Annotated in this window: 29 protein-coding genes; 8 read left to right on the top strand and 21 right to left on the bottom strand. The window is 39.6% G+C overall.

Annotated elements, in window-relative coordinates; translation table 11 throughout:
• Positions 1-269: 269 nt before the first annotated feature.
• Both N9I19_RS11495 and N9I19_RS11490 read left to right on the top strand, forming a co-directional pair.
• Positions 270-1,958 carry a DEAD/DEAH box helicase gene (locus N9I19_RS11495; protein ID WP_061464020.1) on the top strand — a complete coding sequence of 563 codons (1,689 nt, stop codon included), beginning with the start codon at positions 270-272 and terminating at the stop codon, positions 1,956-1,958.
• The gene (locus tag N9I19_RS11490; RefSeq protein ID WP_289320067.1) at positions 1,936-2,733 is read left to right on the top strand and encodes a YqhG family protein; all 798 of its coding nucleotides are present in this window, start codon (positions 1,936-1,938) and stop codon (positions 2,731-2,733) included. The genes N9I19_RS11495 and N9I19_RS11490 overlap by 23 nt, the downstream gene beginning before the upstream one ends.
• Before the next feature lie 49 nt (positions 2,734-2,782).
• Here the strand turns inward: N9I19_RS11490 and N9I19_RS11485 are convergent, their stop codons facing one another.
• From N9I19_RS11485 to N9I19_RS11445, 9 genes are all read right to left on the bottom strand, one after another.
• The gene (locus N9I19_RS11485; RefSeq protein WP_061464022.1) at positions 2,783-2,968 is read right to left on the bottom strand and encodes a YqzE family protein; all 186 of its coding nucleotides are present in this window, start codon (positions 2,966-2,968) and stop codon (positions 2,783-2,785) included.
• A 122-nt stretch (positions 2,969-3,090) separates the two neighbouring features.
• The gene (comGG, locus tag N9I19_RS11480) at positions 3,091-3,477 is read right to left on the bottom strand and encodes a competence type IV pilus minor pilin ComGG (RefSeq protein WP_061464023.1); all 387 of its coding nucleotides are present in this window, start codon (positions 3,475-3,477) and stop codon (positions 3,091-3,093) included.
• The gene (gene comGF, locus N9I19_RS11475) at positions 3,470-3,949 is read right to left on the bottom strand and encodes a competence type IV pilus minor pilin ComGF (protein ID WP_061464024.1); all 480 of its coding nucleotides are present in this window, start codon (positions 3,947-3,949) and stop codon (positions 3,470-3,472) included. The genes comGG and comGF overlap by 8 nt, the downstream gene beginning before the upstream one ends.
• Entirely contained in the window at positions 3,897-4,235 is a 339-nt protein-coding gene (locus tag N9I19_RS11470; protein WP_317777852.1) for a hypothetical protein, read from the bottom strand. Before N9I19_RS11470 ends, comGF begins: the two co-directional genes overlap by 53 nt.
• Positions 4,222-4,665, bottom strand: coding sequence for a competence type IV pilus minor pilin ComGD (comGD, locus tag N9I19_RS11465; protein ID WP_089361506.1), 444 nt, complete (start codon positions 4,663-4,665; stop codon positions 4,222-4,224). The genes N9I19_RS11470 and comGD overlap by 14 nt, the downstream gene beginning before the upstream one ends.
• Before the next feature lie 7 nt (positions 4,666-4,672).
• Positions 4,673-4,981, bottom strand: coding sequence for a competence type IV pilus major pilin ComGC (comGC, locus tag N9I19_RS11460; protein WP_286140731.1), 309 nt, complete (start codon positions 4,979-4,981; stop codon positions 4,673-4,675).
• A 77-nt stretch (positions 4,982-5,058) separates the two neighbouring features.
• On the bottom strand, positions 5,059-6,093 hold the full coding sequence (comGB, locus tag N9I19_RS11455) for a competence type IV pilus assembly protein ComGB (protein WP_317777851.1): 1,035 nt from the start codon (positions 6,091-6,093) through the stop codon (positions 5,059-5,061).
• Positions 6,077-7,153: a competence type IV pilus ATPase ComGA gene (gene comGA / locus N9I19_RS11450; protein WP_089361763.1), complete on the bottom strand. Its 1,077-nt coding sequence runs from the start codon at positions 7,151-7,153 to the stop codon at positions 6,077-6,079. The genes comGB and comGA overlap by 17 nt, the downstream gene beginning before the upstream one ends.
• 102 nt (positions 7,154-7,255) lie before the next feature.
• The gene (locus tag N9I19_RS11445) at positions 7,256-7,636 is read right to left on the bottom strand and encodes a Spx/MgsR family RNA polymerase-binding regulatory protein (RefSeq protein ID WP_317777849.1); all 381 of its coding nucleotides are present in this window, start codon (positions 7,634-7,636) and stop codon (positions 7,256-7,258) included.
• 214 nt (positions 7,637-7,850) lie between these two features.
• Here N9I19_RS11445 and N9I19_RS25455 point away from each other — a divergent pair, with 214 nt between their 5' ends.
• On the top strand, positions 7,851-8,552 hold the full coding sequence (locus tag N9I19_RS25455) for a helix-turn-helix transcriptional regulator (protein WP_061464052.1): 702 nt from the start codon (positions 7,851-7,853) through the stop codon (positions 8,550-8,552).
• Between the two features lie 85 nt (positions 8,553-8,637).
• Positions 8,638-8,880 carry a DUF2626 domain-containing protein gene (locus N9I19_RS11435; protein ID WP_053346950.1) on the top strand — a complete coding sequence of 81 codons (243 nt, stop codon included), beginning with the start codon at positions 8,638-8,640 and terminating at the stop codon, positions 8,878-8,880.
• 56 nt (positions 8,881-8,936) lie between these two features.
• Here N9I19_RS11435 and N9I19_RS11430 read toward each other — a convergent pair whose 3' ends face one another.
• Together N9I19_RS11430 and N9I19_RS11425 are read right to left on the bottom strand one after the other, a co-directional pair.
• A complete protein-coding gene (locus tag N9I19_RS11430) occupies positions 8,937-10,034 on the bottom strand; it encodes a class I SAM-dependent methyltransferase (protein WP_317777848.1) in 1,098 nt (365 codons plus the stop codon).
• Positions 10,035-10,362: 328 nt separating this feature from the next.
• Positions 10,363-10,989: an MBL fold metallo-hydrolase gene (locus tag N9I19_RS11425; RefSeq protein WP_317777847.1), complete on the bottom strand. Its 627-nt coding sequence runs from the start codon at positions 10,987-10,989 to the stop codon at positions 10,363-10,365.
• Positions 10,990-11,220: 231 nt separating this feature from the next.
• Here N9I19_RS11425 and N9I19_RS11420 point away from each other — a divergent pair, with 231 nt between their 5' ends.
• Positions 11,221-11,394 (top strand): DUF2759 domain-containing protein, encoded by a 174-nt coding sequence (locus N9I19_RS11420; RefSeq protein WP_081108857.1) that lies wholly within the window; start codon positions 11,221-11,223, stop codon positions 11,392-11,394.
• Between the two features lie 41 nt (positions 11,395-11,435).
• Here the strand turns inward: N9I19_RS11420 and N9I19_RS11415 are convergent, their stop codons facing one another.
• From N9I19_RS11415 to N9I19_RS11395, 5 genes are all read right to left on the bottom strand, one after another.
• Positions 11,436-12,608 carry a YqgU-like beta propeller domain-containing protein gene (locus N9I19_RS11415; RefSeq protein ID WP_317777846.1) on the bottom strand — a complete coding sequence of 391 codons (1,173 nt, stop codon included), beginning with the start codon at positions 12,606-12,608 and terminating at the stop codon, positions 11,436-11,438.
• 166 nt (positions 12,609-12,774) lie between these two features.
• Positions 12,775-13,941, bottom strand: a complete 1,167-nt coding sequence (locus N9I19_RS11410) for a M14 family metallopeptidase (protein WP_317777845.1) — start codon at positions 13,939-13,941, stop codon at positions 12,775-12,777.
• Between the two features lie 158 nt (positions 13,942-14,099).
• The gene (locus N9I19_RS11405) at positions 14,100-15,953 is read right to left on the bottom strand and encodes an LTA synthase family protein (protein WP_317777844.1); all 1,854 of its coding nucleotides are present in this window, start codon (positions 15,951-15,953) and stop codon (positions 14,100-14,102) included.
• Positions 15,954-16,137: 184 nt separating this feature from the next.
• Positions 16,138-17,109 carry an ROK family glucokinase gene (locus N9I19_RS11400; RefSeq protein WP_317777843.1) on the bottom strand — a complete coding sequence of 324 codons (972 nt, stop codon included), beginning with the start codon at positions 17,107-17,109 and terminating at the stop codon, positions 16,138-16,140.
• Positions 17,021-17,332, bottom strand: coding sequence for a YqgQ family protein (locus N9I19_RS11395; protein ID WP_317777842.1), 312 nt, complete (start codon positions 17,330-17,332; stop codon positions 17,021-17,023). The genes N9I19_RS11400 and N9I19_RS11395 overlap by 89 nt, the downstream gene beginning before the upstream one ends.
• Positions 17,333-17,571: 239 nt before the next feature.
• On the opposite strand from N9I19_RS11395, the gene N9I19_RS11390 reads away from it, so the two are divergent.
• Positions 17,572-18,429, top strand: a complete 858-nt coding sequence (locus N9I19_RS11390) for a hypothetical protein (RefSeq protein WP_317777841.1) — start codon at positions 17,572-17,574, stop codon at positions 18,427-18,429.
• Here N9I19_RS11390 and N9I19_RS11385 read toward each other — a convergent pair.
• The 5 genes from N9I19_RS11385 to N9I19_RS11365 all read right to left on the bottom strand — a co-directional run bounded on the left by N9I19_RS11385 (position 18,424) and on the right by N9I19_RS11365 (position 22,046).
• A complete protein-coding gene (locus N9I19_RS11385; protein ID WP_317777840.1) occupies positions 18,424-19,962 on the bottom strand; it encodes a rhomboid family intramembrane serine protease in 1,539 nt (512 codons plus the stop codon). The two genes, N9I19_RS11390 and N9I19_RS11385, sit on opposite strands and share 6 nt — an antisense overlap.
• A gap of 172 nt (positions 19,963-20,134) precedes the next feature.
• Positions 20,135-20,323: a hypothetical protein gene (locus tag N9I19_RS11380; RefSeq protein ID WP_061464062.1), complete on the bottom strand. Its 189-nt coding sequence runs from the start codon at positions 20,321-20,323 to the stop codon at positions 20,135-20,137.
• A 78-nt stretch (positions 20,324-20,401) separates the two neighbouring features.
• Positions 20,402-20,974: a 5-formyltetrahydrofolate cyclo-ligase gene (locus N9I19_RS11375; protein WP_061464063.1), complete on the bottom strand. Its 573-nt coding sequence runs from the start codon at positions 20,972-20,974 to the stop codon at positions 20,402-20,404.
• Positions 20,975-21,170: 196 nt separating this feature from the next.
• Entirely contained in the window at positions 21,171-21,320 is a 150-nt protein-coding gene (gene rpmG / locus N9I19_RS11370; RefSeq protein ID WP_028391797.1) for a 50S ribosomal protein L33, read from the bottom strand.
• Between the two features lie 117 nt (positions 21,321-21,437).
• Positions 21,438-22,046, bottom strand: coding sequence for a hypothetical protein (locus N9I19_RS11365; RefSeq protein ID WP_061464064.1), 609 nt, complete (start codon positions 22,044-22,046; stop codon positions 21,438-21,440).
• 427 nt (positions 22,047-22,473) lie between these two features.
• Here N9I19_RS11365 and N9I19_RS11360 point away from each other — a divergent pair, with 427 nt between their 5' ends.
• Both N9I19_RS11360 and N9I19_RS11355 read left to right on the top strand, forming a co-directional pair.
• A complete protein-coding gene (locus N9I19_RS11360; protein ID WP_089361517.1) occupies positions 22,474-22,863 on the top strand; it encodes a hypothetical protein in 390 nt (129 codons plus the stop codon).
• On the top strand, positions 22,856-23,311 hold the full coding sequence (locus N9I19_RS11355) for a hypothetical protein (protein ID WP_317777839.1): 456 nt from the start codon (positions 22,856-22,858) through the stop codon (positions 23,309-23,311). The genes N9I19_RS11360 and N9I19_RS11355 overlap by 8 nt, the downstream gene beginning before the upstream one ends.
• Positions 23,312-23,338: the final 27 nt, after the last annotated feature.

The raw sequence follows: 23,338 nt of genomic DNA, 5'->3' as shown, positions 1-23,338 counted from the left end.
CAGAAAAACGTTTAAATGATCTCCTTCGGTAATCTTGGATAAAGCAGGTACCTATAGCCCATACTAAGAAAACGAGAACTGCAAAATCGATACAAAAATTCTTTTTAGCGTTTGGAAATTGGAATTTTCTAAATATACTTATATCCTACCCTAAGAAACTTATCTCTGCAATATCTTTTGAAGAGAAATATTTTTCTTACTTCACATATGAAATGTTCGGTTTTTGACCTTATATTAAGGAATTTATGATTTAAGAGGGAGTTATTTCTATGAAAATCAATATATCCTTCAATTCTGAATGGAATGACGAGTTTTTACAAAAGGTGGAAAATGACGGTCCATGGGGAAATTGGGAGCTTTATAAGTTGGCGGTTAAAATGGAGGAAAATCTCATCATACCTGATTTTGAAGGTTTACAGGCACCCAAGCACCTTCCTCAGTTAACCCCGCTTCCCCATCAATTGGAAGCTGCAAAGCAAGTGGTGGAAAAGATGAATGGAAAGGCCATTTTAGCAGATGAAGTAGGTCTCGGAAAAACAATTGAAGCCGGCTTGATCCTAAAGGAGTATATGATTAGAGGCCTTGTAAAGAAGGTATTGATCCTTGTACCAGCTTCCCTTGTAACACAATGGGCTTTTGAATTAAATACGAAGTTTCATATTCCGGCAGTCGTTCAGAGAAAAAGTTATGTGTGGGACTCCTGTGATGTGGTCATTTCATCCATTGATACAGCGAAACGCGCTCCACATCGTGATATCATTTTCAATCAGGAATATGACTTCATCATCATTGATGAAGCTCATAAACTTAAAAATAATAAGACGAAGAACTATGAATTCGTCCAAAATCTGAAAAAGAAATTTTGTTTACTCCTGACAGCTACTCCCATTCAAAATAAAGTCGAGGAAATTTTTCACCTCGTTTCGTTATTGAAACCAGGCCACTTGGGAAATGCCTCACTCTTTTCGGAAAAATATAAAGGGAAAGGCCGGAACATAATTGAAGATGAACACCTAAAGGAACTGGTCAACACTGTGATGATTCGAAACCGGCGGGCCGATACTGGTATTGAATGGACAAAAAGGCATGTGGAAACCATCACCATTGAATTTTCTCCAACCGAGCAGGCATTGTACGATGCAGTTTCAAAATTCAAACCTATTTCTGATGGAACAAAAGGAAGCGCCTTTTCAGCTCTCACTCTCCAAAGAGAAGCCTGCAGCAGCAGAGAGGCGGTCTTTTATACTTTAAAAAACATGAAAGCCAAATACGACCAGCCTACCCCTGACTTTTTGGCAAAGCTTGATGATTTATTTTCAAAAGTGAATGAAACGGTTCAGAACTCCAAGGCTGAAAAAGCTTTGGAACTGATCAAGAAAATTGATGACAAAGTGATTATCTTTACAGAATACCGAGCGACTCAGCTTTATCTACAATGGTACCTTCAACAGAATGGAATTTCTTCAGTCCCATTCCGAGGCGGATTTAAACGTGGAAAGAAAGACTGGATGCGAGAATTATTCCAAAAGAAAATTCAGGTATTAATTGCAACAGAAGCTGGCGGGGAAGGGATTAACCTTCAGTTCTGCCATCACTTGATTAATTTTGACCTGCCATGGAACCCCATGAGGCTTGAGCAAAGAATTGGGCGGATTCACCGCCTTGGACAGGAAGAGGATGTCAGGATTTATAACTTTGCCACGAAAAATACTGTTGAAGAACATATTCTAAAGTTACTATACGAAAAAATTAATTTATTTGAAAAAGTAATTGGTGAATTGGATGATATTCTAACCAAACTGGATATTAACAACATTGAAGAATATTTAATTGATGTGGTCGGCGAGTCCAAAACAGAGGGCGAAATGAAAATCAAGATGGATAATTTTTCATCGTTGATCCAATTCGCTCAATCCATGAAGGAAGGTGAGGTTCATGCAGCAACAGGAAATTCATGATTTTTTAATAACTTACTTTAAAGCCAATGAATGTGAAATACTGGATAATAAACCAACCCACCTTACAGTTCAACTAACGATAGAAATGGATAAAGAATTAATGAACCGGCCCTTTTATTGGCACTACCTGGAAAAAACGGGTGGCATTCCGAACCCAGCCCAGATGACTTTCATTACCGATCCAGAACAAGCCCCACCCGACCTAAAGGGAGAAATGATTCATTTTGGCTCCCCTCGGCTCCATCAGATTATTCAATCAACAAAAAAGCTGGCAGGGTATACTAGACTTTTTGAAGATACTCCTCCATCAATGGGCGGGAATAATCCATTGTTTCCATGGCTTACCCTGAATGTGAAAATATCCTACCAATGCGATCGTAAAAAAGATACTTTTATGTCCATCGGATTGAATTTAATTTCAGGAGAAATCATGGAAGGATTTCACCATCGGGTTTTACCGGTTAAGGTCACCCCAAAAATACCGGATTACTCGTTTACGCTTTCACCGCTCATCATGCCGAAGAGTGGATTGGCAAGACTGGATACATACATTAGGAGGAGCTTCGAGGATGATGACCATTCTTGGGCGGAAGAAGCCATGCTGCGCTGGCAGAATGACTTGAACTTATTGGAGCATTTTTACAAGGACATGGACGAAAAAAGTGAGAGTTATTTTACCGAAAAAGAAGCCTTAAAAGCTCAATACGAACCGAACATCCGAATATCCATCATCAACGGAGGTTTGTTTTACCTTTCAGATAGGGCGTTGGGATAGTAATAACGATACTTAAAAAAACAGATGTCCTAAGTTTAGGACATCTGTTTTATTTTTTGATATTTTTCCTTACGAACATCGACAAAGCAAAAGGGACAATGCCAAACCAATGGGATATACCATGATTTTTATCCTCTTTTCTATGACGGCGCTTTTCTTTTCGTTCTTTTTTGGTCAGATTAAAATACTCGACAAGCTGTTGCGTCAGGTATTTAATATAAGCGTTTGTAGACATTTAAAATCACCCTATGCAAAGTATGCCCGGCTAGCGCTTCTTTTAATCCTTTACTTGTTCGTTAAACACGTAAATCGTTGAAAATGGGTCAGCGTTTTAAAAAGAGAGTTGATCTTTGAGTATTACATAGCCTGCTTTTCTATCCATTCTATCACTCTCCCCGCTTCTTTATCATATTGAATGATGACCCTGCCAACGCGGCCATTTTTAGTTGTGGAAGAAAATTCGAGATAGACGTAAGGACCGTCTTGCTTCGTTAAGGAATACCTCACCACACCATTTGGGTATGAGATTTCCCCCTGAATGATGTCCGGGATCACTTCCCCCAGCTCTTCCGTCACATCCTTAACGGCGAGATGTACAAGATGGTCGGCCACAAGCGATTCTTCCACTTCTTTATAAAACCTTTTATCGAGGATAAATTGATCGATCATTAATATCGTCAACATGATGAAAACACTTGCTACAATCATTACCATCGGGAAAACGACTCCTTTTTGATTATTCATCGACTTTCTTCACATTTTTAAAGAAAGGATGAAATCTTCGACTGAAAGTAGTCCCTGCTTTATCCGTTATATTTAAAACAATGACACCGCCATCCTTCTCGACCTGGAATTCCGAAATGTTCTGCAAGATGACCTCATGCCCCATACCATTCACTCGCCTTCGGACCTTATCCTCATATTGTTCAATGGATGATAATTGCTCACCTGAAAGCAAATATAATTTATTTCCCATTACATCCTGATCTATTGAACTCCGGACCTCCTGCTGCATTTGCATAGTAAAGACCTCCCACTCTTTAGGATGTAACTTGTCAATGGACCTCACCTGGGTATGAATGGTTGAAAAAAGTTCTAATACAAAAAGAGACGTCGTCATTAAGATCATTAAAGAAAAAAGCATTTCGATCATCGTAAAACCATCATTTTTTCGTAGCATCACAAATGGATTCATATTTACCAGATTCATCTTCATAACATACACACCCTTCAATCATCCCAGGGAAATCCCCATGGTCCCTCCATATCAATTCATAGGATTTTCTTCGGTAAATGATATCCTGTCCAACAGCTTGTATCTCCCCATCGATGAACGCCGTCAATCTTTCATATAATAAATGGTGGGCTTCTGTCCTTATGACAATATTTTTACGATGTGTCATCAACTCTTCAAGAATCGGTAAAATGGAAAGGACCACGAAAATACAAATGGAAAATGCGGCAATAATCTCAAGGTAGACGTAACCCTTACAATTTCTCAATCCTGAACCTCCCTTTACCGATATTGAGGACCAATTTGTACTTTCCTTTTAAAGTGTCAACCATCATCGTTCCAGCTTTTGAAGCATTTCCATACTGATTAAAATGAAAGCTGAACCCTAATGTTCCACTTAAAAACTGTATATCCTCTGGTATGCTTCTCTCTAGAAGAGTTCCCTCCTTATATGACGAAACACTATAAAACTTATTGGTATTATCAATATGGAGGTAAATCAAGCTCTCATGACTGATGGCATACTGTTGTGCGTAGAAAAGATCTTCATGGAATTGAGAAAGAAATAACCTGATTTCCATCCCTTTTGTGAAGCTTGGATATAAATTTGGGCTGATGGAAATCAGGAGTATAAAAATAACGAGGACAATAAGGGTTTCAGACAGGGTATACCCCCCATTGGAATGCCGTATATTCACTTTTCTCCTACTCAACGACCGTTACCTTTCCTTTGTTATCCAAACTAATAGCATTCCCATTAGGACAAGATGTCTGTTTGAGATAGCCTTGACTTTCCAATTCATCGATACTTGCGGGCAATTTAGCATTGTCGATCTCATATGCCTGAACCTGTGCTTGAGCCATCTTAACGAATGCTTCACACCCTTTAGACTGGATTGTAGATTGATTCTTCGTGATATTTGGGATTGTTATAATCAAAAGAATGGATATTACAAGTAAAACAATAAGCATCTCAATTAGTGTAAAACCTCGTTCATTCATCATTTTCTTCATCATATCATCCTGCCCTGAAACCATCTGACACCATTTGATTTCAGGGCAATTTCACCTCCTGAATGCAGTGCTAAACACTATATACCTTCGAGCAGAGAGAACATTGGCAGCAAAACCGCTAAATAAATGGAAACGATCAAAAGACCTATCAGTGAAAACATAAGAGGCTGAATGATTTTCAAGATTGCATTCATTCTCTCTTCAATTTTCTCGAGTAAAAAACGACTGTAATGATGCAGCTCTGCATCAAGTCTGCCGTATTTTTGACCATTTGCAGCAACCACCGGTAAGTTTCCATCGAAATAGGGGAGCTCCTGAAAGATCATTTCAAGCGATCTTCCCTCAGTCAGATCATCCTTGATGATGGAGCATAGTTTTTGGTAAAAAGGCTGTTGCTGGTTTTTAGAGAATAATTTGATGCTTTCGTTAATCGAAAGCCCTCCGGAAAGCAAACCGCTGAATTGGCTTGCAAAGAAGTAAGTTTCGTATAACTTGATGAAGGTCCCGAATATCGGAATGCCCATCAAAATCCGTCGCTGCCTTAATGGGCATAATCTATTGAACCAAAATCGTTTGAGCACATACAGGAATAGGAGCAAACCAAGCAATATGAAGGGGAGGACTGGGAGAATGAATGTAGAAGCTGACATTAATTTCAAGATTGCATTCTGATCGACATCCATCGTGAAATAGATTGCCTGAAATTTAGGAAGGAGAACACTCTGAAGTATATAAAAAACGATGCTTACAAAAACGACTAAGAATACGGGATAAACCATTAACTTTTTTACTTTATCCATATCCTCCGTTCTTTTCTTCCAATATTGCCCTCCTTCTATCAACGCCCGATCCAGATCGCCGTATTGCTCTCCATAAAATATATAACTTACAAGCTGCGGATGAAAATTAAGGTGAATTAGCACCTGGTGCAACGGATATCCATTCCTTAAATCCTTTATGGCCTGAGCGAAATCTTCCGCTTTCTTCTTCGATTCTTGGTATTCCAGAAAATGTAATGCGTCCGCCAAGGGATAACCATGACTTAATAATTCCCCTAGTTTCGAAATAAAGACCGCCTGTTCTTTTAGCTGCCATTTACTTTTTTGCTTCATCGTATACCAGCCGTTCATATTCCAGGGAATCCACATAGCCCATTGCAACCGCTTTTCCTATTTCATCCTTCAATTGGCGGTAGCTTACCGTACCCTTTCCTTTTTCATCCCCCATCATCCGAAGGACATTTGCCATGCTTTTTCCATAAAGCAATTCATACACACTTGCCCTTTTATTCCTGGCAGTCATTTGGCAAGCAATAGCACAGTCGCCTTTACATGGTACACAGCTTAATTCAACCAGCCGCTGTGCTGTCACGCCAATCAAACTCTGTTCAATTTCAAGCAGGCTGACACCAAATTCAAGTAACCTGGAGATAGCGCCCTGTGCATCCCTTGTATGCATGGTTGTAAGTATCAAATGACCGGTTAGTGCAGCACGAACTGCAATTTTGGCCGTTTCGGCATCCCTGACCTCCCCAACCATGATCACATCGGGATCATGCCTTAGCACAGCTTTTAGTCCGACAGAATAAGTAATGCCTGCCTTTTCATTGATTTGGACTTGCAGTACCTTTTCGGATACATTTTCAATGGGATCTTCAAGTGAAATGATATTTCGATTGATCATCTCATGGGCATGATGAAGTAGGGAATATAGTGTGGTGGTTTTTCCACTTCCGGTTGGACCGGTAAATATGAGCATGCCATGGGAATGCTTCAAAAGTGCAATCAATTTTTGAACGGTGTTTGGAAATAAGGATAACTGTTCTAGAGGAAGGATATTCTGTTGGGGTATTAAGCGGATGACCAAGCTTTCAAGATAGGCAGTGGGTAAAGTGGAAAGGCGGAGTCCAACCACTTGGTTAGCCAAATTGATGGTAATAGCACCACTCTGTGGCCTCCTTTTCTCGCCTATATCCATTGCGGCAAGGAACTTCAAATGGGCTATCAGCCTTTCAGCTTCAAAGAATGATATGGTTTCCTGAGGAACGAGCTTATTGTCTATCCTGAATTGGATGAGGGGCCCCTCCCTGCGAAAAAAAATGTGGATATCCGAAGCCGATGACCGTATGGCACTGGTAAGTATTTTTTCTGCGGTCTTTTCAATCGATATCAAAACATTCATCACCTCCTATGTTTCTTGTGGATGAATTCGACAATCCACGACAAATTCCTGCTTAAGAATAAAAAAATCCTCGAAAAAATTTCGAGAATCGATTTACATGCTCATTTTTAAATCAAGCCTTTGTGAAACCAAATTTCTTAATGCGTCCTCATTATGACCAATCACCAGTTTTTTCCCGTCGATGAGGATGGGTCTTCTTAATAACTTCGGTTCTTTTGTTAATAATTGGATGACATCAGAAAACATCATTTCGTCAATATTAACATGTAAGCTTTTGTAAGCTTCACTTCTTGTTGCTAAGACTTCATCAAGTCCTTCCGTTGTCAATTCAAGAATTCTTTTTAATTCTGCTTCTGTTGGAGTCTCTCTGAATAAATGTCGCTCATCGAAGGAAACATGATTGGCTTTTAACCATTTTTTTGTTTTTCGGCAAGATGTACAACTTGGGTACGAAAAGAAAGTTAACTGTTCCATACTAATCCTCCCCGTTCACATTTTGTATATATTTATAATCTTTATAATGATTGTATAACATTTGTATAATTATTGTACATCCATTTACCTTATAAGACCGTTTAAATTGTGAATTTTTTTTAAACTAAGGGGAGTTTGCCATATCTTTTATTCCATTTTTTTCTGCCTGCATTATAATGAACATAGTTAAACTATGGAACCGCAGGAGGAAATAATGGAACAAACGTTAAAAATAACAAACGTGTTAGCAGATCCCACCAGATATTATATATACCAACATATTGTGGACAATCATGGGGATGTATCCGTACAACAAATCGCCGATTCCTTTAAAATCCATCCAAATGTTGCCCGTCTACATTTGTCAAAACTTGAGGATGTGGATTTGTTGACATCGGATGCCCGTAAGACAGGGAAAGGCGGCCGCCCTAGCAGACTTTATCGTTTGTCTGATAAAGTCATTCAGCTTCATTTTCCATATAGGGACTATCAACTGCTTTCAAGGATTGCAATCCAGACGATGATGAAATTAGGGGAACAAGGAAAACAAGCTCTTTATGAAACGGGAAAAGTATTCGGAGAGGAATTGATCAATCAGCAACTAGCATTGAACTCAACGCCGATTGATAGACTTGCTTTTGCGGAAAGAGTCAACATGCTTAAAAATGCTGCCACCATTGCTGGGTTATCACCCGAAATACAAGCTAGCGAAGAAGAAAATAAAATATACTTTCGTATCTTCAATTGCCCATTTAAGGAAGTTACCGAAGTAGAGCCAGGTACAATCTGTTCCATGCACAATTCATTTTTAAAAGGTATGTTCGAAGCCTTGTTTGACAATGTCAATATTGTGGAATTAGAAAATATGATGTCTAATTGCACAACGTGCTCTTATCAGGCATCGGTTCTCACATAGAAACAAAAGGCATCCTTTACATTACCTTACAATTTCATTTATAATTATTTAGAATGTACACGACTAGACATAAGGAGGGATTCGGATGGAACGCATGTTCAGAGTATGTGGATTTTGGACAGGGATTATGGCAATTTTCTTTTATCTTGGCCATATGCATCAAACGTCTTTACTTTTCTTTGCACAAACCGGCTTTTTTGTACTTTTAAGTTATTTGAAATTATCTGAGCGCATGTATATTTATGTTTTCGGCGCCTATCTTACCGTTTTCTTTGCAGGATTTTCCTACTGGAGCGTATTTATGATGACTCCGGGTACTGCCCATTAAGAACAAGCAATATTACATAACCCATGAATTTTGAATTCATGGGTTTTTACCTGTCCTCATTCAGGAAGGATCCTTGCTTCTTCAGCCAAATTCTTCGATTGAAGCAACACTCTGAAATGTTCACTATATCCCCCTGGAAAGATTAGCCCCCGAATTGCACGGTTACGCTTCGCCGTCTCGGAAAATGGATCAGTCTCTTTGTGGTCCTTCAATTCCTCAAGGATCCCCGTTTTAAGCAGGAATTCATTTTGAATATAAAGCCCCTGATCAAAAAATCCCCTTCTTTTTCCAATTCCGATTAATGTGTCAAAATGGATATGTGTCGTCAAATCCATATCACCTGGATACATAAGTGCATCTTTAATCATTTCATGCTGATAATAGCCCCTCAAGCTCCCTTGAAGATGAGCTGGCTCCTTCCATTCCCTTTCGGTATAACCATAATCAATTGTAAGGAGAATACCCGATTCGATACGGGAAACGATCTTCTCATATTCCTGGACCATTTTTAGCGGAACTTCGTATCGTTGTTTTTCAATTAACGTGATAGCCCGATCTGTAAGGTAAGCGAGTATGTCAGGGTTGACCAATGGTTCCCTCACTTCCACCAAATCGCCTTCCTTTTCAGCGACGAATATCTCTACAAGGGCCCCCTCATACTTTTCAATGACATGTACAGGCAAAGCATCGAAAAGTTCGTTTGAAAAGACGATTCCATTTACATTCGTCCAATTTTCTAAACTGGCAGCAGAAACTGCCTGTTTGAACATCCCCACACGTTCTTGCTGAATCTTTCTGTGATACGGACTGCCATCCACAAGGATATAAGTCAGAGATTCCCATATCAGAGGTTCCGTTTCTTTAATGAAAACGAGGATATCATAAGCCAACTTACCGTCTCCTGCGCCTACTTCGATAATTCTTGGCGATACTCCGCACATTTTTATCAAATAAACGAACCATCTGGCCAGTGACCTCCCAAATGCATCCCCAACATTACCGGACGTATAAAAATCCCCTTTTGAGCCAATCTTCTTTTTTTGACGCACATAGTAGCCTATATTTGGTGTATACAAAACAGCATCCATATAATCATGATAGGAAATTCCCTTTTGGGGGCTGCTTGCAATCAATTCCTTCAAGTGATCTTTCAACACAATGCCTCCGTCTCTATTAATTCATACTATATATTTAAAGTTCATAAAATGTTCAATTTTTCATGACAACGTTCATAAAAGGTGCACCATTATCAATGAATGTTTCCCCTTTAAAATAGGCATTTTTCAAAGTAAGAAATATTCCACTCCCAGGAAGGCCCTTAAATTCCCGTGAGCCTTTTCATCACCCGCCATTCCCAAATCACGAAAAGAGACAAAATGTTTTTTATATTCAGTATAGTCCCGGAAATGATCCATTTCAATATTTTTACATTATAAGAACTTAAAATAAAACAGGTGCCATCTATGGCACCTGTAATAGTCATTATCTCAAAAAGGGATTGGTATTCTTTTCATCTAAAATGGTCGTGACAGGCCCATGACCGGGAAAAACGATGGCATCATCAGGAAGTGTCAGCAGCTTCGTATCAATGCTTTTCAACAGCACTGCCTCGCTTCCGCCTATTAAATCAGTTCTGCCAACGCTTCCCTGGAACAAGACGTCCCCTGAAAAGAAGAGACGTTCCTCCTTCACATAATACGAAACGCTCCCTGGAGAGTGTCCGGGGGTTTCGAATACTTCAAAAGTGAATCCACCAATAGTAAGTTCCTGCTCATTTGCCAGGATATGATCGGCAGGCTTCATTCGCATTGGATTTTCAGGGAACCAGTTTTGGGAACCATTCAAAGCGGGATCAAGCAGCCACTTAGCCTCTTTTTCGTGAATATATGCTGGGATCTCATAATAATCCCGAATAGCATCAAGGGCACCGATATGGTCAAAATGTGCATGCGTCAATAAAATCGCTAAAGGCTTTAATTTTTTTGTCTGTATGTACTGTATGATTTTCTGAGGCTCTTCACCCGGATCGAAAATGATGCAATCCTGTCCATTGGAAACTACATAACAATTCGTTTGCAGCGGTCCTAGAGGAATTTGTGTCCATTTCATTTCCATCACTCCAATATGATTTTCTATCTACATCTTACACCAATTCACGCACTAATGTTAATCCAGTTTACTCAAGTCATAGAAGTATCACCTTTTAAACCTCGACAAATAATTAAAAAAATATTAAGATATTAACAAATGCAATCTTTTCTACATATTTTTGGTAGTTGCTTTATTCTCTGGGTATATTATTAGAGATTAGGTATTCATTACGAAAAAGGGGGTTTTGATATGATATTAATGGTTGTTTTCGGACTTGTGGCTATCTTAGGGCTGGCAGCTGTATTTACCACATTAAAAAAGAGAAACTTCTTAGGATTCATTTTTGCAGCCGGCAGTGCAGTCGTGTTTGGCTGGTTCACTGTCATGACTGTCATCAACAGCGGTTTTCCTGTTGCCCATTAAAGAAAAAGCTCGCCATCCGGCGAGCTTTTGTTTTTAGGTCATTATGTTTGTTTGAACAATCTTTGTATTTGATGGGTTTTCATATCAATCATTTTCTCAAATTGATATCCATATAAGCAGAGGTTGCCATCAAGCGAACAGCTTAATGGTTCATTTTCCATGTCCTTCATCAATTCTTCTTGTGTGCCTTTTGCCCAATTAAATTTAGTTAAGGTAAACCTTCCCTCATATTGGTCTGCATCTTTTGATTCATTAGGAATAAACGTTATGAATTCCTTATTTTTTTCAATGATATCATAAGATGGAATCACCCAATCTGAAAAGCTTTTCAATAGTGGCACGGAAAAAGAGTGGATCGGCTTGTTTGTTGAATCATAAAAGGCATATGTACCCCGATCTTGTTTTTCTGTCTCCACTTGAATCGTCATCAGCGCTTGTTTCATTTTTTTAAAGTGAATGACATCGAGCATAAGGCTGTCCGCCCCGTCACCATTCAGCGCCTTTCTTTCTAAGGGAGCCGTCAAAGCAGGTTCTTCCTTATCCCAATCGAGAAACATCAATTCCTTTTCACTTGCCCATTGTGCAAAGGGCTGCGGAAAGTCCAATGTTTCCATCGTTTGATCATCTGGATTCAACACATAGCTGCTGTATGTCCAGTCTTCATAAAAACTCGATAAAAACAACATGCCATCTTGATATGAATTCCACTCATAAGCTAATTCATAAGCTGGGATTGAAACCGAATAAAGCGGATTTCCTGTTTTATCAAGTATTGTGATTGATGCTTTCCCCGAAGATGTGAAGGACGATACCAAAATATGCGTACCAGACGGACTGATTGATACTTCGGAAAACGCAAAAGCCGGCTGATAGAAAACGGAAGTATCATTCGTCTCCAAATTCCATGCCATCAACTGGGATATTTTACTACCATCCCGCTTCACAGAATATAAAATGGTTTTAGAATCCAGCCATCCATAAATGGCTTCGATTTTTTCCGTTTCTGCAGTCGGGACCTTTAAATTGCTTACTGAAGTTTCCAGTTTAGATTGGGAGTGTTCTTTTTCCGTATCATTTACGGGTTTACTAAGGTCCTTGGAAGGCTCACAAGCCGTGATAAGAAGGATAGTGGAGATAAATAATGGGATGAAACACAACATCTTACAGATGGAAAGCCGCATACAAAGTGCTGCTTTTGATACTTTAATCCCCACACACCTCCCACTTCAAAAATAAACGCCTGGCATATGTGAGCGAGACATTAGAAAGAGAGTAAGGATTACCAATCGAACCCTTACGACTTTCATTATAAAGTAAAAAAGAGAAAAAGTGGCGATTAATTACCTTGTATTTTTTTGGAAGTATATTAGAAAAATGTCATCACATATACAAGCCTGCCATCAAAATCTTAACGGTATCTTTATATATACCAGGTAAATGGGATAAGGGAAGTGGATTGATGCCTTTTCCCAGCTCAATTGTGAACCCGCCACGTTTAAATTCCTGAATGAACCAATCTTTATACCCAGCATGGCTGTCAATGTATTGAACCGCCCGATATCCGCTGCGCTCCTCAAACTCCCTTGCAACATTCGCTGCCTGTTCAGGTTCATGTCCCTCATATCCCCAATAGAATTCCTTTCCCTGTGTGTGAAGTGCTAGCACTCTTTCAAAATTCCGTCTTGTTGCCAGCTCCTTCATGGCCAATGCTTCTGGCTCTGATAAAGCGGTCTCTCCTGGATAATCCCTCGGAGCAGGGGCTTTAGGAATTTTTCTTTGCTTTTCAATCTCCCAATTGGCCGGATATTGATTATTCAGGTCTACACCACGGATATTGGCTTTCCAAGCATAAAAGGCAGGATTACCATTATTCATTTTTAATACATCAAATTTCCCCTCTGCCGCCTTCTCCCCCTTTAGGACTAGCTCGACTCCATCAGGATTCACCATTGGAACCATCGAAATAGTAACTTCCCGATAGAAAGGCATACAATCCATTCCGCATAATGTACGATCATTCGTTACTGCCAACAGCAAATCATTCAGCCATTTCATCAAGACCGCCGACGTGATCCATTCATTTGCATGAAATGAACCATTATAATGTATGAGCTTATCACCTTTACCGACCCTCACCTCATGAAGTTCTTTTCCTAATACACTCCTCCCAATCGATTCAACTTTTATGAAGGGATAATGAAAAGAAAGAATATCAAGGTCGTCAAGAAGTGTTTGATAATCATATGGCTTTTCGGTGACAAGCATGGGATGCATGACTCTGACGGGTACGGAAAATGGTTTTTGTTCACCTTGATTCAACAACAATATCGCATCGATTGGCAATTGAGACTGTAAAGCGATATCGGAAAAATCGATATCTAGCCGGGACTCTTCTTGAATAACGAACCCCGGTATTTGCACCTCCATGCCATTTGGCAAAATCCCTCCCGTAATGGAGGGATTTGCATCCTCAATCAAGACACGTGGAATTTGGAACAATTGACTATAATATGCCAAATCATCCCCGCTTCTGCTTACGACTTTCATTCAGCCTCCGCCCCTTTCATTGTTTAATCTTTATGAAACGAAAGGCCGAAAGATGTTCAGGAAGTCTCCCGTGTTTCAAATTGAATGGTGATCCTCCTTTAATGGTGCCGATTCTCCTCACAAAAACAAAAAAACCTGGATTAGCCAGGTTTCCATTTTCAACGTTGCTCATAAAATCGAAGCAAGTCGCCATATATTATTTTATCGGAGTAATTAAGTTCCTGCTTCGCCTTTTCTAAATACTTCTCACATGGACTCTTGTCCGTCGCCGTTCCGGTCTTTTTATCATAGCAGGTATCCATCGTATACAGATGATCCTTCGTGATGAAGCTGCTATCGCGAAGAACGGTGAATTCTATTTTCTCTTCGGAAAATAAATCTTTGCCGAATTCGATATAATCATCATTTTCAACGCCCAATAAATGCAGGAGTGTCGGCCTTACATCAATTTGGCCGGAAACGGTGGAAATCGTTTTTCCCTTCTGTCCGGGGACATGTATGATCAGCGGGACACGCTGAAGTTGGATGGATTCGAACGGCGTGATTTCCTTACCCAGGAACTGGCTCATGGCAGAGTTATGATTTTCCGAAATACCATAATGATCCCCATATAGTACAATAATCGAATTCTCATATATTCCATCACGTTTCAAATCGCCGATAAATCGTTCCAAGGCTTCGTCCGTATAACGTACGGTCGGAAAATACCGATTCAAGGTTTTGGAATTTGAATCGTATGGTTCCAATGATCGGTCTGCTTCATTCAAAGTGAATGGGAAATGATTGGTTAACGTTATGAATTTGGCATAAAAAGGCTCCGGCATCCCCTTCAAGTGAGCAATTGATTGCTTGAAGAACGATTTATCATTCAAACCCCAATTGATGGAATTCCTTTCAGAGACCTTGTATTCATCACTATCATAAAACCGCTGGTACCCAAGAGAATCGTACATCATGTCACGATTCCAAAAGCTTTTATTATTGGCATGCAAGGAAGCCGTATAGTAACCTTTTTCCGTTAAGATTTCGGGGGTGGCTTTGTATTCATTTTGGGAATGCGTGAAAAATACTGCACCTCTACCTAGAGGATAAAGGGAATTCTCAATAATGAATTCTGAATCAGATGTTTTCCCCTGGCCAGTTTGGTGATAAAAGTTATTGAAATAATAGCTCTCTTTAATGAATTCATTCAGAAAAGGAGTGATTTCTTCCCCGTTCACTGTTTTATTGATGACAAAGCTTTGAGTGGATTCCAATGATACAAGAATCACATTTTTGCCTTTTGCCAGACCATATAGATCATCATTAACCGCTTTTTGATTGGAACGGATATAATTTTCAATTTCCGCCAATTCACTGCCATCCGCAAGGGCGCGTTGAGCTGATGATTTCGTCTGTAATATTGCATCATAGAGATGATAATGGTACGTACCAATATTCTTAACGAAGATTTCGCGGTCAAACGTTCTTGTCAGGAGTTCAGGACGCTCCGCTTCCGCTAAAGCTAAATTAAAGAATGTCACTCCCAAAGTCATTAACACTAAGAATTTACGATCCTGTGGATTGTATGAACGATCGTGGAATATTTTCGGTTTGTATTTGACCAAAAGCATCAAGAAAAGAATATCGGCAAAATACAAAAGGTCACTCAGATTGATCAATTCATGTACACTGCTTCCAAGGTCGCTCATATTGCTCGTTTGAAAAAGAACGGGAATGGTTAAAAAGTCATTGAAAAAGCGAAAAAAAACAAGGTTGGCAAACAGGACAAGGGTGATGAAAAAACTCATGATCAATAAGTATGCTGTCCGCCTTTTTTCTTTTAAAAATATATTTACGCTAAGAGTAAGTAATAGGAAACTGACCGGATTGATGAATAATATGAACTCCTGGACCCAATTTTCAATATCTATCTCAAAACTCGTTTTATAAGCAATGTATGTTTTAAGCCAAAGCGATATTAATAGGACCCAAAACAATGAGTATCCTTGATTTTTGAAGACCCTTTTCACTCCTGGTCCCTCCTCATTGAAGAAGCGCTGGCGCTATGAACCAGAGCGTTTCAATCATGGGTCATGGTTCTTCTCTCCCGCAATGCAAAATCAGGAACGATTGGACCTGCCCCTTAAAGTTGTTAAACTGTCTGAAAATTACATCTACTTTTCTTATACCCCTGTTTGCCACAGGGGCAACGGATCAAGTATTCAATTGGCTTTTGATAAGCCAGGCTGCACCTATTACCCCTGCATCATTGCCTAGTGTTGCCAGGCTGATTTTCGTTGATTTACTAACCCGTTTGAATGCATACTTTCCAAAGGCAGAACGGACAGTATCAAGCAGAATGTCCCCCGCTTGTGAAACGCCCCCGCCAATGACGATTTTATCTGGATTCATCACATTCCCAACATGTGATAGTGCTAACCCTAGGTAATTGCCTACCTTATCTACCACAGCCGTGGACAAAGGATCACCTGCTGCAGCGCATTGGAATAACAATTTGGAAGTAACCACATTTCCCTCGTCGACTTTCTGCTGAAGCATTGACCTTTCATCGGCATTATTCAAGGCCTCTAAAGCCATACGGACGATTCCCGTTGCTGAAGCGACCGTTTCCAAACAACCTGTCTTGCCGCAATTGCACGGCGCCCCGCCGTCTGTTATGACCGTTATATGGCCCACTTCTCCAGCAGCACCACTAATACCATGGACAATTTGCCCATTATGGATGATCCCGCCGCCTACACCCGTACCTAAAGTGACACAAACGAGGTCTTTGGCGCCATTACCCGCACCTTTCCACATTTCTCCCAAAGCTGCCATATTGGCATCATTATCGATCACCGCAGGGAGAGATGTCTCCACTTCCAATAAATCTTTTAAAGGATAATCTTTCCAGCCTAGATTGACGGCTTCATATATGGAACCACTTACAAAATTCACAGGGCCGGGGGCACCCATTCCTATCCCAACTATCTTACTCTTCGGTTCATTAAGTTCCACGAGCTTCGCATCAATCGCTTTTGCTATGTTAATCGTAATGAATTTGCCCTTTTCGGAGATGTCCGTGCTGATTTCCCATTTATGAATAATCTCTCCGTATGAATTGATCAGAGCCAGTTTGGTAGTTGTACCGCCTAAATCTACACCCATCAGCCACTTTTCCATCATTCTCACCTTTTTTATCATTTTTTTTCTTTTTTTCCCTTTCAAGAGACAATTGCTGCCTAATTAAAAGGATTGCCATTTGATAATCTTTCGTATCCATCATCTGCATACGGTGGATTTCCCTGATTTCAGCTTCCATCAGTTCAAGCTCGGCTAGCCGATCACCAATATAAATAAATGTACCGAATCTTTTCAAGTATTGTTGAAGATCATAATATGTTTTCATAGTTAGCCTCTTTAGTCTTTTATATAGGAAAGTATATCGAATCAGCCTCTTTACAACAAGCGTCCATTTCCTCTTTTGATAATTTTACCCATCCCCCTCATACATGTCCAACTCTATTCATATGATGAAATATCAAGAATGTGAACGCCTAATGAGGACTCTCTCGATTTGATTTAAAAATTTGGAACAACTTAATATTTTTTAAAATCATTCATCGTACGTGAAAACGGAGGGGAAAAATGAAACTACAATTGAAGTATACCGTCTTTTTAGTCTTAACCACCATTTTTGTCATCCTTTACTTTTCAAATAATAGACAGGCAGAGGAAACCATTATTTTTTTCCCCATCGATTCCTCGCTCCATTTTGAACATGCTTCCACCCACCTTACACCGAAGGGTACCGGGGGTTCCACCTATTCCATCACTTGGAAGGTGAATTCTGCGTTGGACCAGCCTGCTTATTTACGTCAGGACGTATCGCTCTTATACAAAAATGGAAAATTGGCCGGAGCTTTAAAAAATTGGCGGCAAAATAAACAAGAACTCTCTCAAAAAGCGGAATCTAAAGAAAGGGAGAGCGGGCGTTACGAAGCGGTAACTTTTCATTATGCCGAGGTTCATCCGGCTGACACAATTTTCACCAGTGCACAGCAGCTCAGTAAAGATAAACTTTATACAGTAACGTCACCAGCTTTTCAATATTTCCATCGTCCCCTTTCAGAAGAACAGATTCAATGGAAAAAAACGCTGGACGGTTTGACTGATCAAACGGTTCAAAATGGTTTGGAGAAAGCAGGTCAAGCATTTCAAGTTAATCTGGATCAGTACAATTTCATCTCATTGACGGACCTGCCCTCAAAAAAAAATCAATGGCTTTCCGCCTTCCCCCAATTCAAACGGGAAGAAATTGTGGGAAAGCTATGGGAGGGGCTTTATAAAAATTATGTGTTAGGAATTAAAAAGGAGGATGGATCCACTGTGAGTCCACAAGGAAGCACCATCCCCCAATTGCTTATGGCGAAGAATCAGGGTGAAATACTTGTCTTGTTTACCCTGAAAGACGGTACCCCAATCATGCTACGTCAAAAGTTATAATCGCTTTTCAATTTCTGCCAACAGTTTAATATATGACTTTTTATCCGGGGCTAGCTCAATAGCCTTTTCAGCTTGCTCCTTAGCTTGGTCGAATGATTCGAGCTTCATGTAGACTAAGGCCAGATTGTAATGCGCTCCATGCAAATCCGGATTACTTTCAATCGCTTTTTCATAATAATCCCTTGCTTTGTATAAGTCGTCTTTATCAAAAGATAAATTCCCAAGCATAAAAAGCGATAGTGGTGCATCTGGGTTTTGATCCACATAATTGAATAACATCTCTTCTGCTTTATCTTCTTCTGCATCATCAATGTACTTTTGGGCTAGCATGGCCATGGTATTATCATCTATAGCTGCATCGCTCTGATGTTTAAAACCAAATTGAAGCATGCCATAGGTCAGTATCGCAGTTCCTATTAAAAAAGCCAGCTGCCGAAAGAGATTCCTGGTTTTTGGCAGATGGACCACTCCAGCAGCCAAGAACCCGCCAACCAACCCTCCGATATGCCCTGCATTGTCGATTCCCGAAACGGTGAAACCATATATCAGGTTAATGATAATTAACGCGATCACCGTTGAGCCCATCGAGCGCATGAATAATTTTGGATAGACGATGCCAAAGTACAGAAGGGCCCCAAAACAGCCAAAAATGGCGCCGCTCGCCCCTGCCGAAAGATTCGGGGTCATGATGAAGCTGCCTAGAGTTCCGGCGAAACCTGCGAATATATAGATAAAAAGGAACCTGGCATTACCGTAAATCCTTTCTACTTCAGCACCGATCAAATACAATGAAAATGTATTCATCAGTAAATGAATGAACCCAATATGGATGATCATCGGTGTAAAGAACCGCCACCATTCCCCTTGTATGATATAAGGGGAATATTTAGCGCCAAACTCAATCAAAGTCTTGGAGTTGGTGCTGCCTCCATTAAACTCCATCAAGATGAACATAGCTATTTGTATCGCTATGAATATATATGTAAAGAATGGCTTATTTGCATTTTGAAATACTTTCTGCTCAGCCTTAGCCTTTTTGACTGACTCCGAGATGGCGTCTTTCTTTACTGCGAGAACCTTTTCCTCATCTATTTCATTTTCTTTAAGAACTTGAATTGAAAGTGGTTTTTTCAAAACATGCTCAAGGTTTTGCAACGAATCATGAAATGTTTCACAAGTAAGAATAAACGTGTTAACATTCGTTTTTTTAAAGGAAGCCACCTGTAAACTAAAGTCATGATCATCGACCGGGGCAAATTTACTAACATAGATACTTAGTATGTCTATGGGCTTTTTGTATAATTTCCTCCTGATTCTTTCCCCATTCTGCAGTGTTCGGTCGATATCACGTTTCAGCCAATTAGCCCAATCCAAATCATGTCGAATGAGCCTGATGACTGGAAACTCCTTATTCTTATCGCTCTCAAGCCAAATCTCCTGATGGTTTTCCGTGACAGTGATCATTCGATAATCATAATGGGCCGACAATTCCCTTATGGTTTCCCAAAACAAATAATCCTCTTTAAATCCCAATGCCTTCCCCACTTTCCAATGAATCTTAAGCTTCTAAAATTCCTGTTTCTATAATTAAAACTATAGACGAAATGATGAAAAAAGTAAAAAGGAGACTGTTTTCCCCTCCACTCTCCCCCTCCTTATAAAAAAAGGAACCCTTGAGAGGTTCCTTTTTAAGATGCCGGCATCATCATTTGGTCTGACTGAACATGCTTTGCATCATTTTATCCCTGAACATTGGCATATCCAAGGACTTAGTCACTAGAAATCTTCTCAGTATGCCGTTTGAAAGCACAGCATTTATCAGGCGGTACCGGTTTTGATAACCTGCATAAACCACTAAACCAACCAAGAAGATTTGAATAATTAATCGAAGCATAACAATCCCTCCTAGCATTAGTTTGATACAGGAAAGGATTTTTATGAGCTAAAAGTGATAATTAATAATTTTCTTCTTCTAATGGGCGTACGTGCGTAAAATCCTGGAAGGGGTAATGAGTTTGCTTACCGCTATATCATGAACCTCTATCGGGAGTTCATCCAAAAATTGAAGGTCGTATGCAAGGGCCATTGTAGCACCTCGGTAATATGAGAGGAAGCGGTCATAATAGCCACCCCCAAAGCCTAGGCGATACCCTTCTTTGGTAAAGGCAAGACCGGGTACGATCAATACGTCCAATTCCTCTTTGAGAGCCTTAGCAGTTTCAGCCACTGGTTCAAGCAATCCATAATAAACAGACTCCAGCTGATTGAAGGAGGAAATCTTTTTGAATTCCATTGTCTTTTTTTCAGGGTCACACTTGGGCACTGCCACTTCTTTCCCTTCACTCCATGCTTGTTCAATGATCCGTACCGTTGGAACTTCAGGTGGGATGGAGATGGTGATGCCAATGGTTTTAGCTTTTTTCCATTCCTCCAGTGAAAATAAGTTTTCAGCGATTCTGCTCGATAGTTCTTCATGTTCCACTTTGGTCAGTTCCATTAAACGGGACCTAACTTCTTTGCGGAGCTTATTCTTGTTTTCTCTCATCTCTTCCGACTCCTTTAGTCTACTTCTATTATTATCTCATAATATTTGTTCAATTACGAAAATACGAAGCGGGAAGTTGCCTAATCATTAGTACATTCTGAAAATATTCACTAAATGGGCAACGGACCCTAAAGGAAAGATAGAAAGAAGGTATTAAAAAAATGCAAAAAAAAAACAACAGGAAAAATCCTGTTGCTTACTTTGTTTCACGGTGAGTCGTGCTGCGTTTTTCTCTTGAGCAGTATTTTTTAAGCTCAAGACGGTCTGGATTGTTACGTTTATTTTTTTTAGAAATATAGTTACGGTCTCCACATTCAGTGCAAGCTAATGTAATATTTACGCGCATTGTGTATTTCCCTCCAAACATATTGACTTTTTCACATAGGACTTTTCTATAATATCATTATTCAATGCGAATTGCTAGTATGTTTTTTGGGAAAACCAACATTAACTTTTTTTAATTTTAATTGTTCACGTTTTGCATCGTCAGAAGAAGTTGATTATTTATGACTTTCGCTTCTTCTTTCGTTTCAGCATGAATGACCCAAGCCACAGCTTCTATACATTCCTTAGGTAAGATTTCCGTCTCTAATGTAAACACGCTGGTAACTTCCCCTTTGGCAAGCGGTGAATAAGCCAGGAGCCCTTCTTTCAGTGATTTGAAGCATCCCTCTTGATAAAGGCTTCCCTTACCTTGGATGCAATATTGAGAGATGCTTTTCCCTTTCACCAATCCACCCAGTAAGGCAATCGATTGAGGTGCTACATGTAAAATCGCCCTTTCATTCGGGCTGTAAAAAGCCACCGCCTGTCTTTCGAAAGCGTTTTCATAGTGAAAAAACACTTTAGGACGCTTAGTCTCAAATGAAGTATTCCTAATCGTGAACTTCGAAAAGGTCACCTGACCCTGGGTATAAGTTTGCGAAAGTGTCCGGATCTCTCCATTAGGATGACTCATCATGTCTTCCTCAGGATACCAATCAAAACTCTCATCCATCCATAACCCAGCCTTTAATCCCTTACGATATAGATCCTGGTTATCCTGCGGCATATATGCGAATAGCGAATTCATATAATCATCCCTTCCCCTTTTTTATCCTTATATAACTTATCATTAGGCGCTGACAGTGAAACTTTCCACTTAGAATCTGCACACCATTTTCTTATCTTATAGGTTCGCTGATTTTTAACTATTCATAATATTTCGTCTTTTCTTTTTATTCTATCTTTATGTTAGCACTGAATTGGCTGATGGACAATAAACACTTTTTGTCGAATTTTATGTAAGTTATCTTTTAAAGGTTTTTTTCCCGTTTTCATGCCTGAATTTTTTTCTTCATCGATAGTCATGAGGCTTTTCGACAATAATTTGAAACCAAACAGACAATTAATGTAGTTTATTGCCATTTGCAAGATATAAAAATATGAAAATCTCCAATTTTTTAAAAATATGTGTAAAATATAAGTATATGTCGAAAATTATCTTCTGAGGTGTAAACATGGAAATCCTTATAATCCTTCTTTTTTCATTAGCGATCATCATTCTTATCATTTCCTTTATCAGTAAAGATAAAGTTGCCAAATTAGAAGAAGATTTAGAGCAGATGACCATAACCTATATGCAGGATATCTACCAATTAAAGAAGAAAGTGAAAATTCTTGAAGAGGAATTCATTATCCAGGATGACCCGATTCCTCCTTTAAAGACTAAATCACCTGTTACTTCCAATGATATCGAACCCATTCATGAAATTCTAAAAAGCCAGGTTCTATCCTTATATAGCCAAGGTCTTTCTTTGGACCAAATCGCAAAACAATCCTCTTTAACAAAGGAACAAACCATCTCAGTGATCAAGCAACAAAGATTGCGGGTGAATAAAGATGAATAAAGCAAGACTGCAAGGCCTTTCCGCCGGTATCATCCTTACAACAACAATCTTTACAGGATTTTATTACGGTACCGGAATAATCGATGGTACCACTCCGACTACGGAGGAAGCTAAGGAATTGCTAGAGAATGAGGGATTTGTCGTTTCACTTCCTATCGAGGAAGCTAAAAGAACTGTCCATCAGTCAAAGGATGCGGATAAAGAAATAAAGGAGAAAGAAGCTTCAAAAAAAGATCACTCCATCGTCTCCTATACAATGGAAGTGAAAGCGAATATGACCACAAGCGAAATTGCCAATAGGCTTTCAAAGGAAAAGGTCATCGATGATGCTGCAGGATTTGAAGCTTATATGAATGAACATGATTTCGCAAAAAAAGTTCAAATCGGTGAGTTTGTGGTTACGAATAATATGACATATAGACAATTGGCCCACACTTTGACACATTAATGAATAAGAGAGACTTTTAAATGGACG

This window comes from Peribacillus sp. CSMR9 (assembly GCF_033141925.1).
GTDB lineage: Bacteria > Bacillota > Bacilli > Bacillales > DSM-1321 > Peribacillus > Peribacillus simplex_A.
Note: the sequence above shows the minus strand (reverse complement) of the source record. Positions and strands in the feature narration are given on the sequence as shown.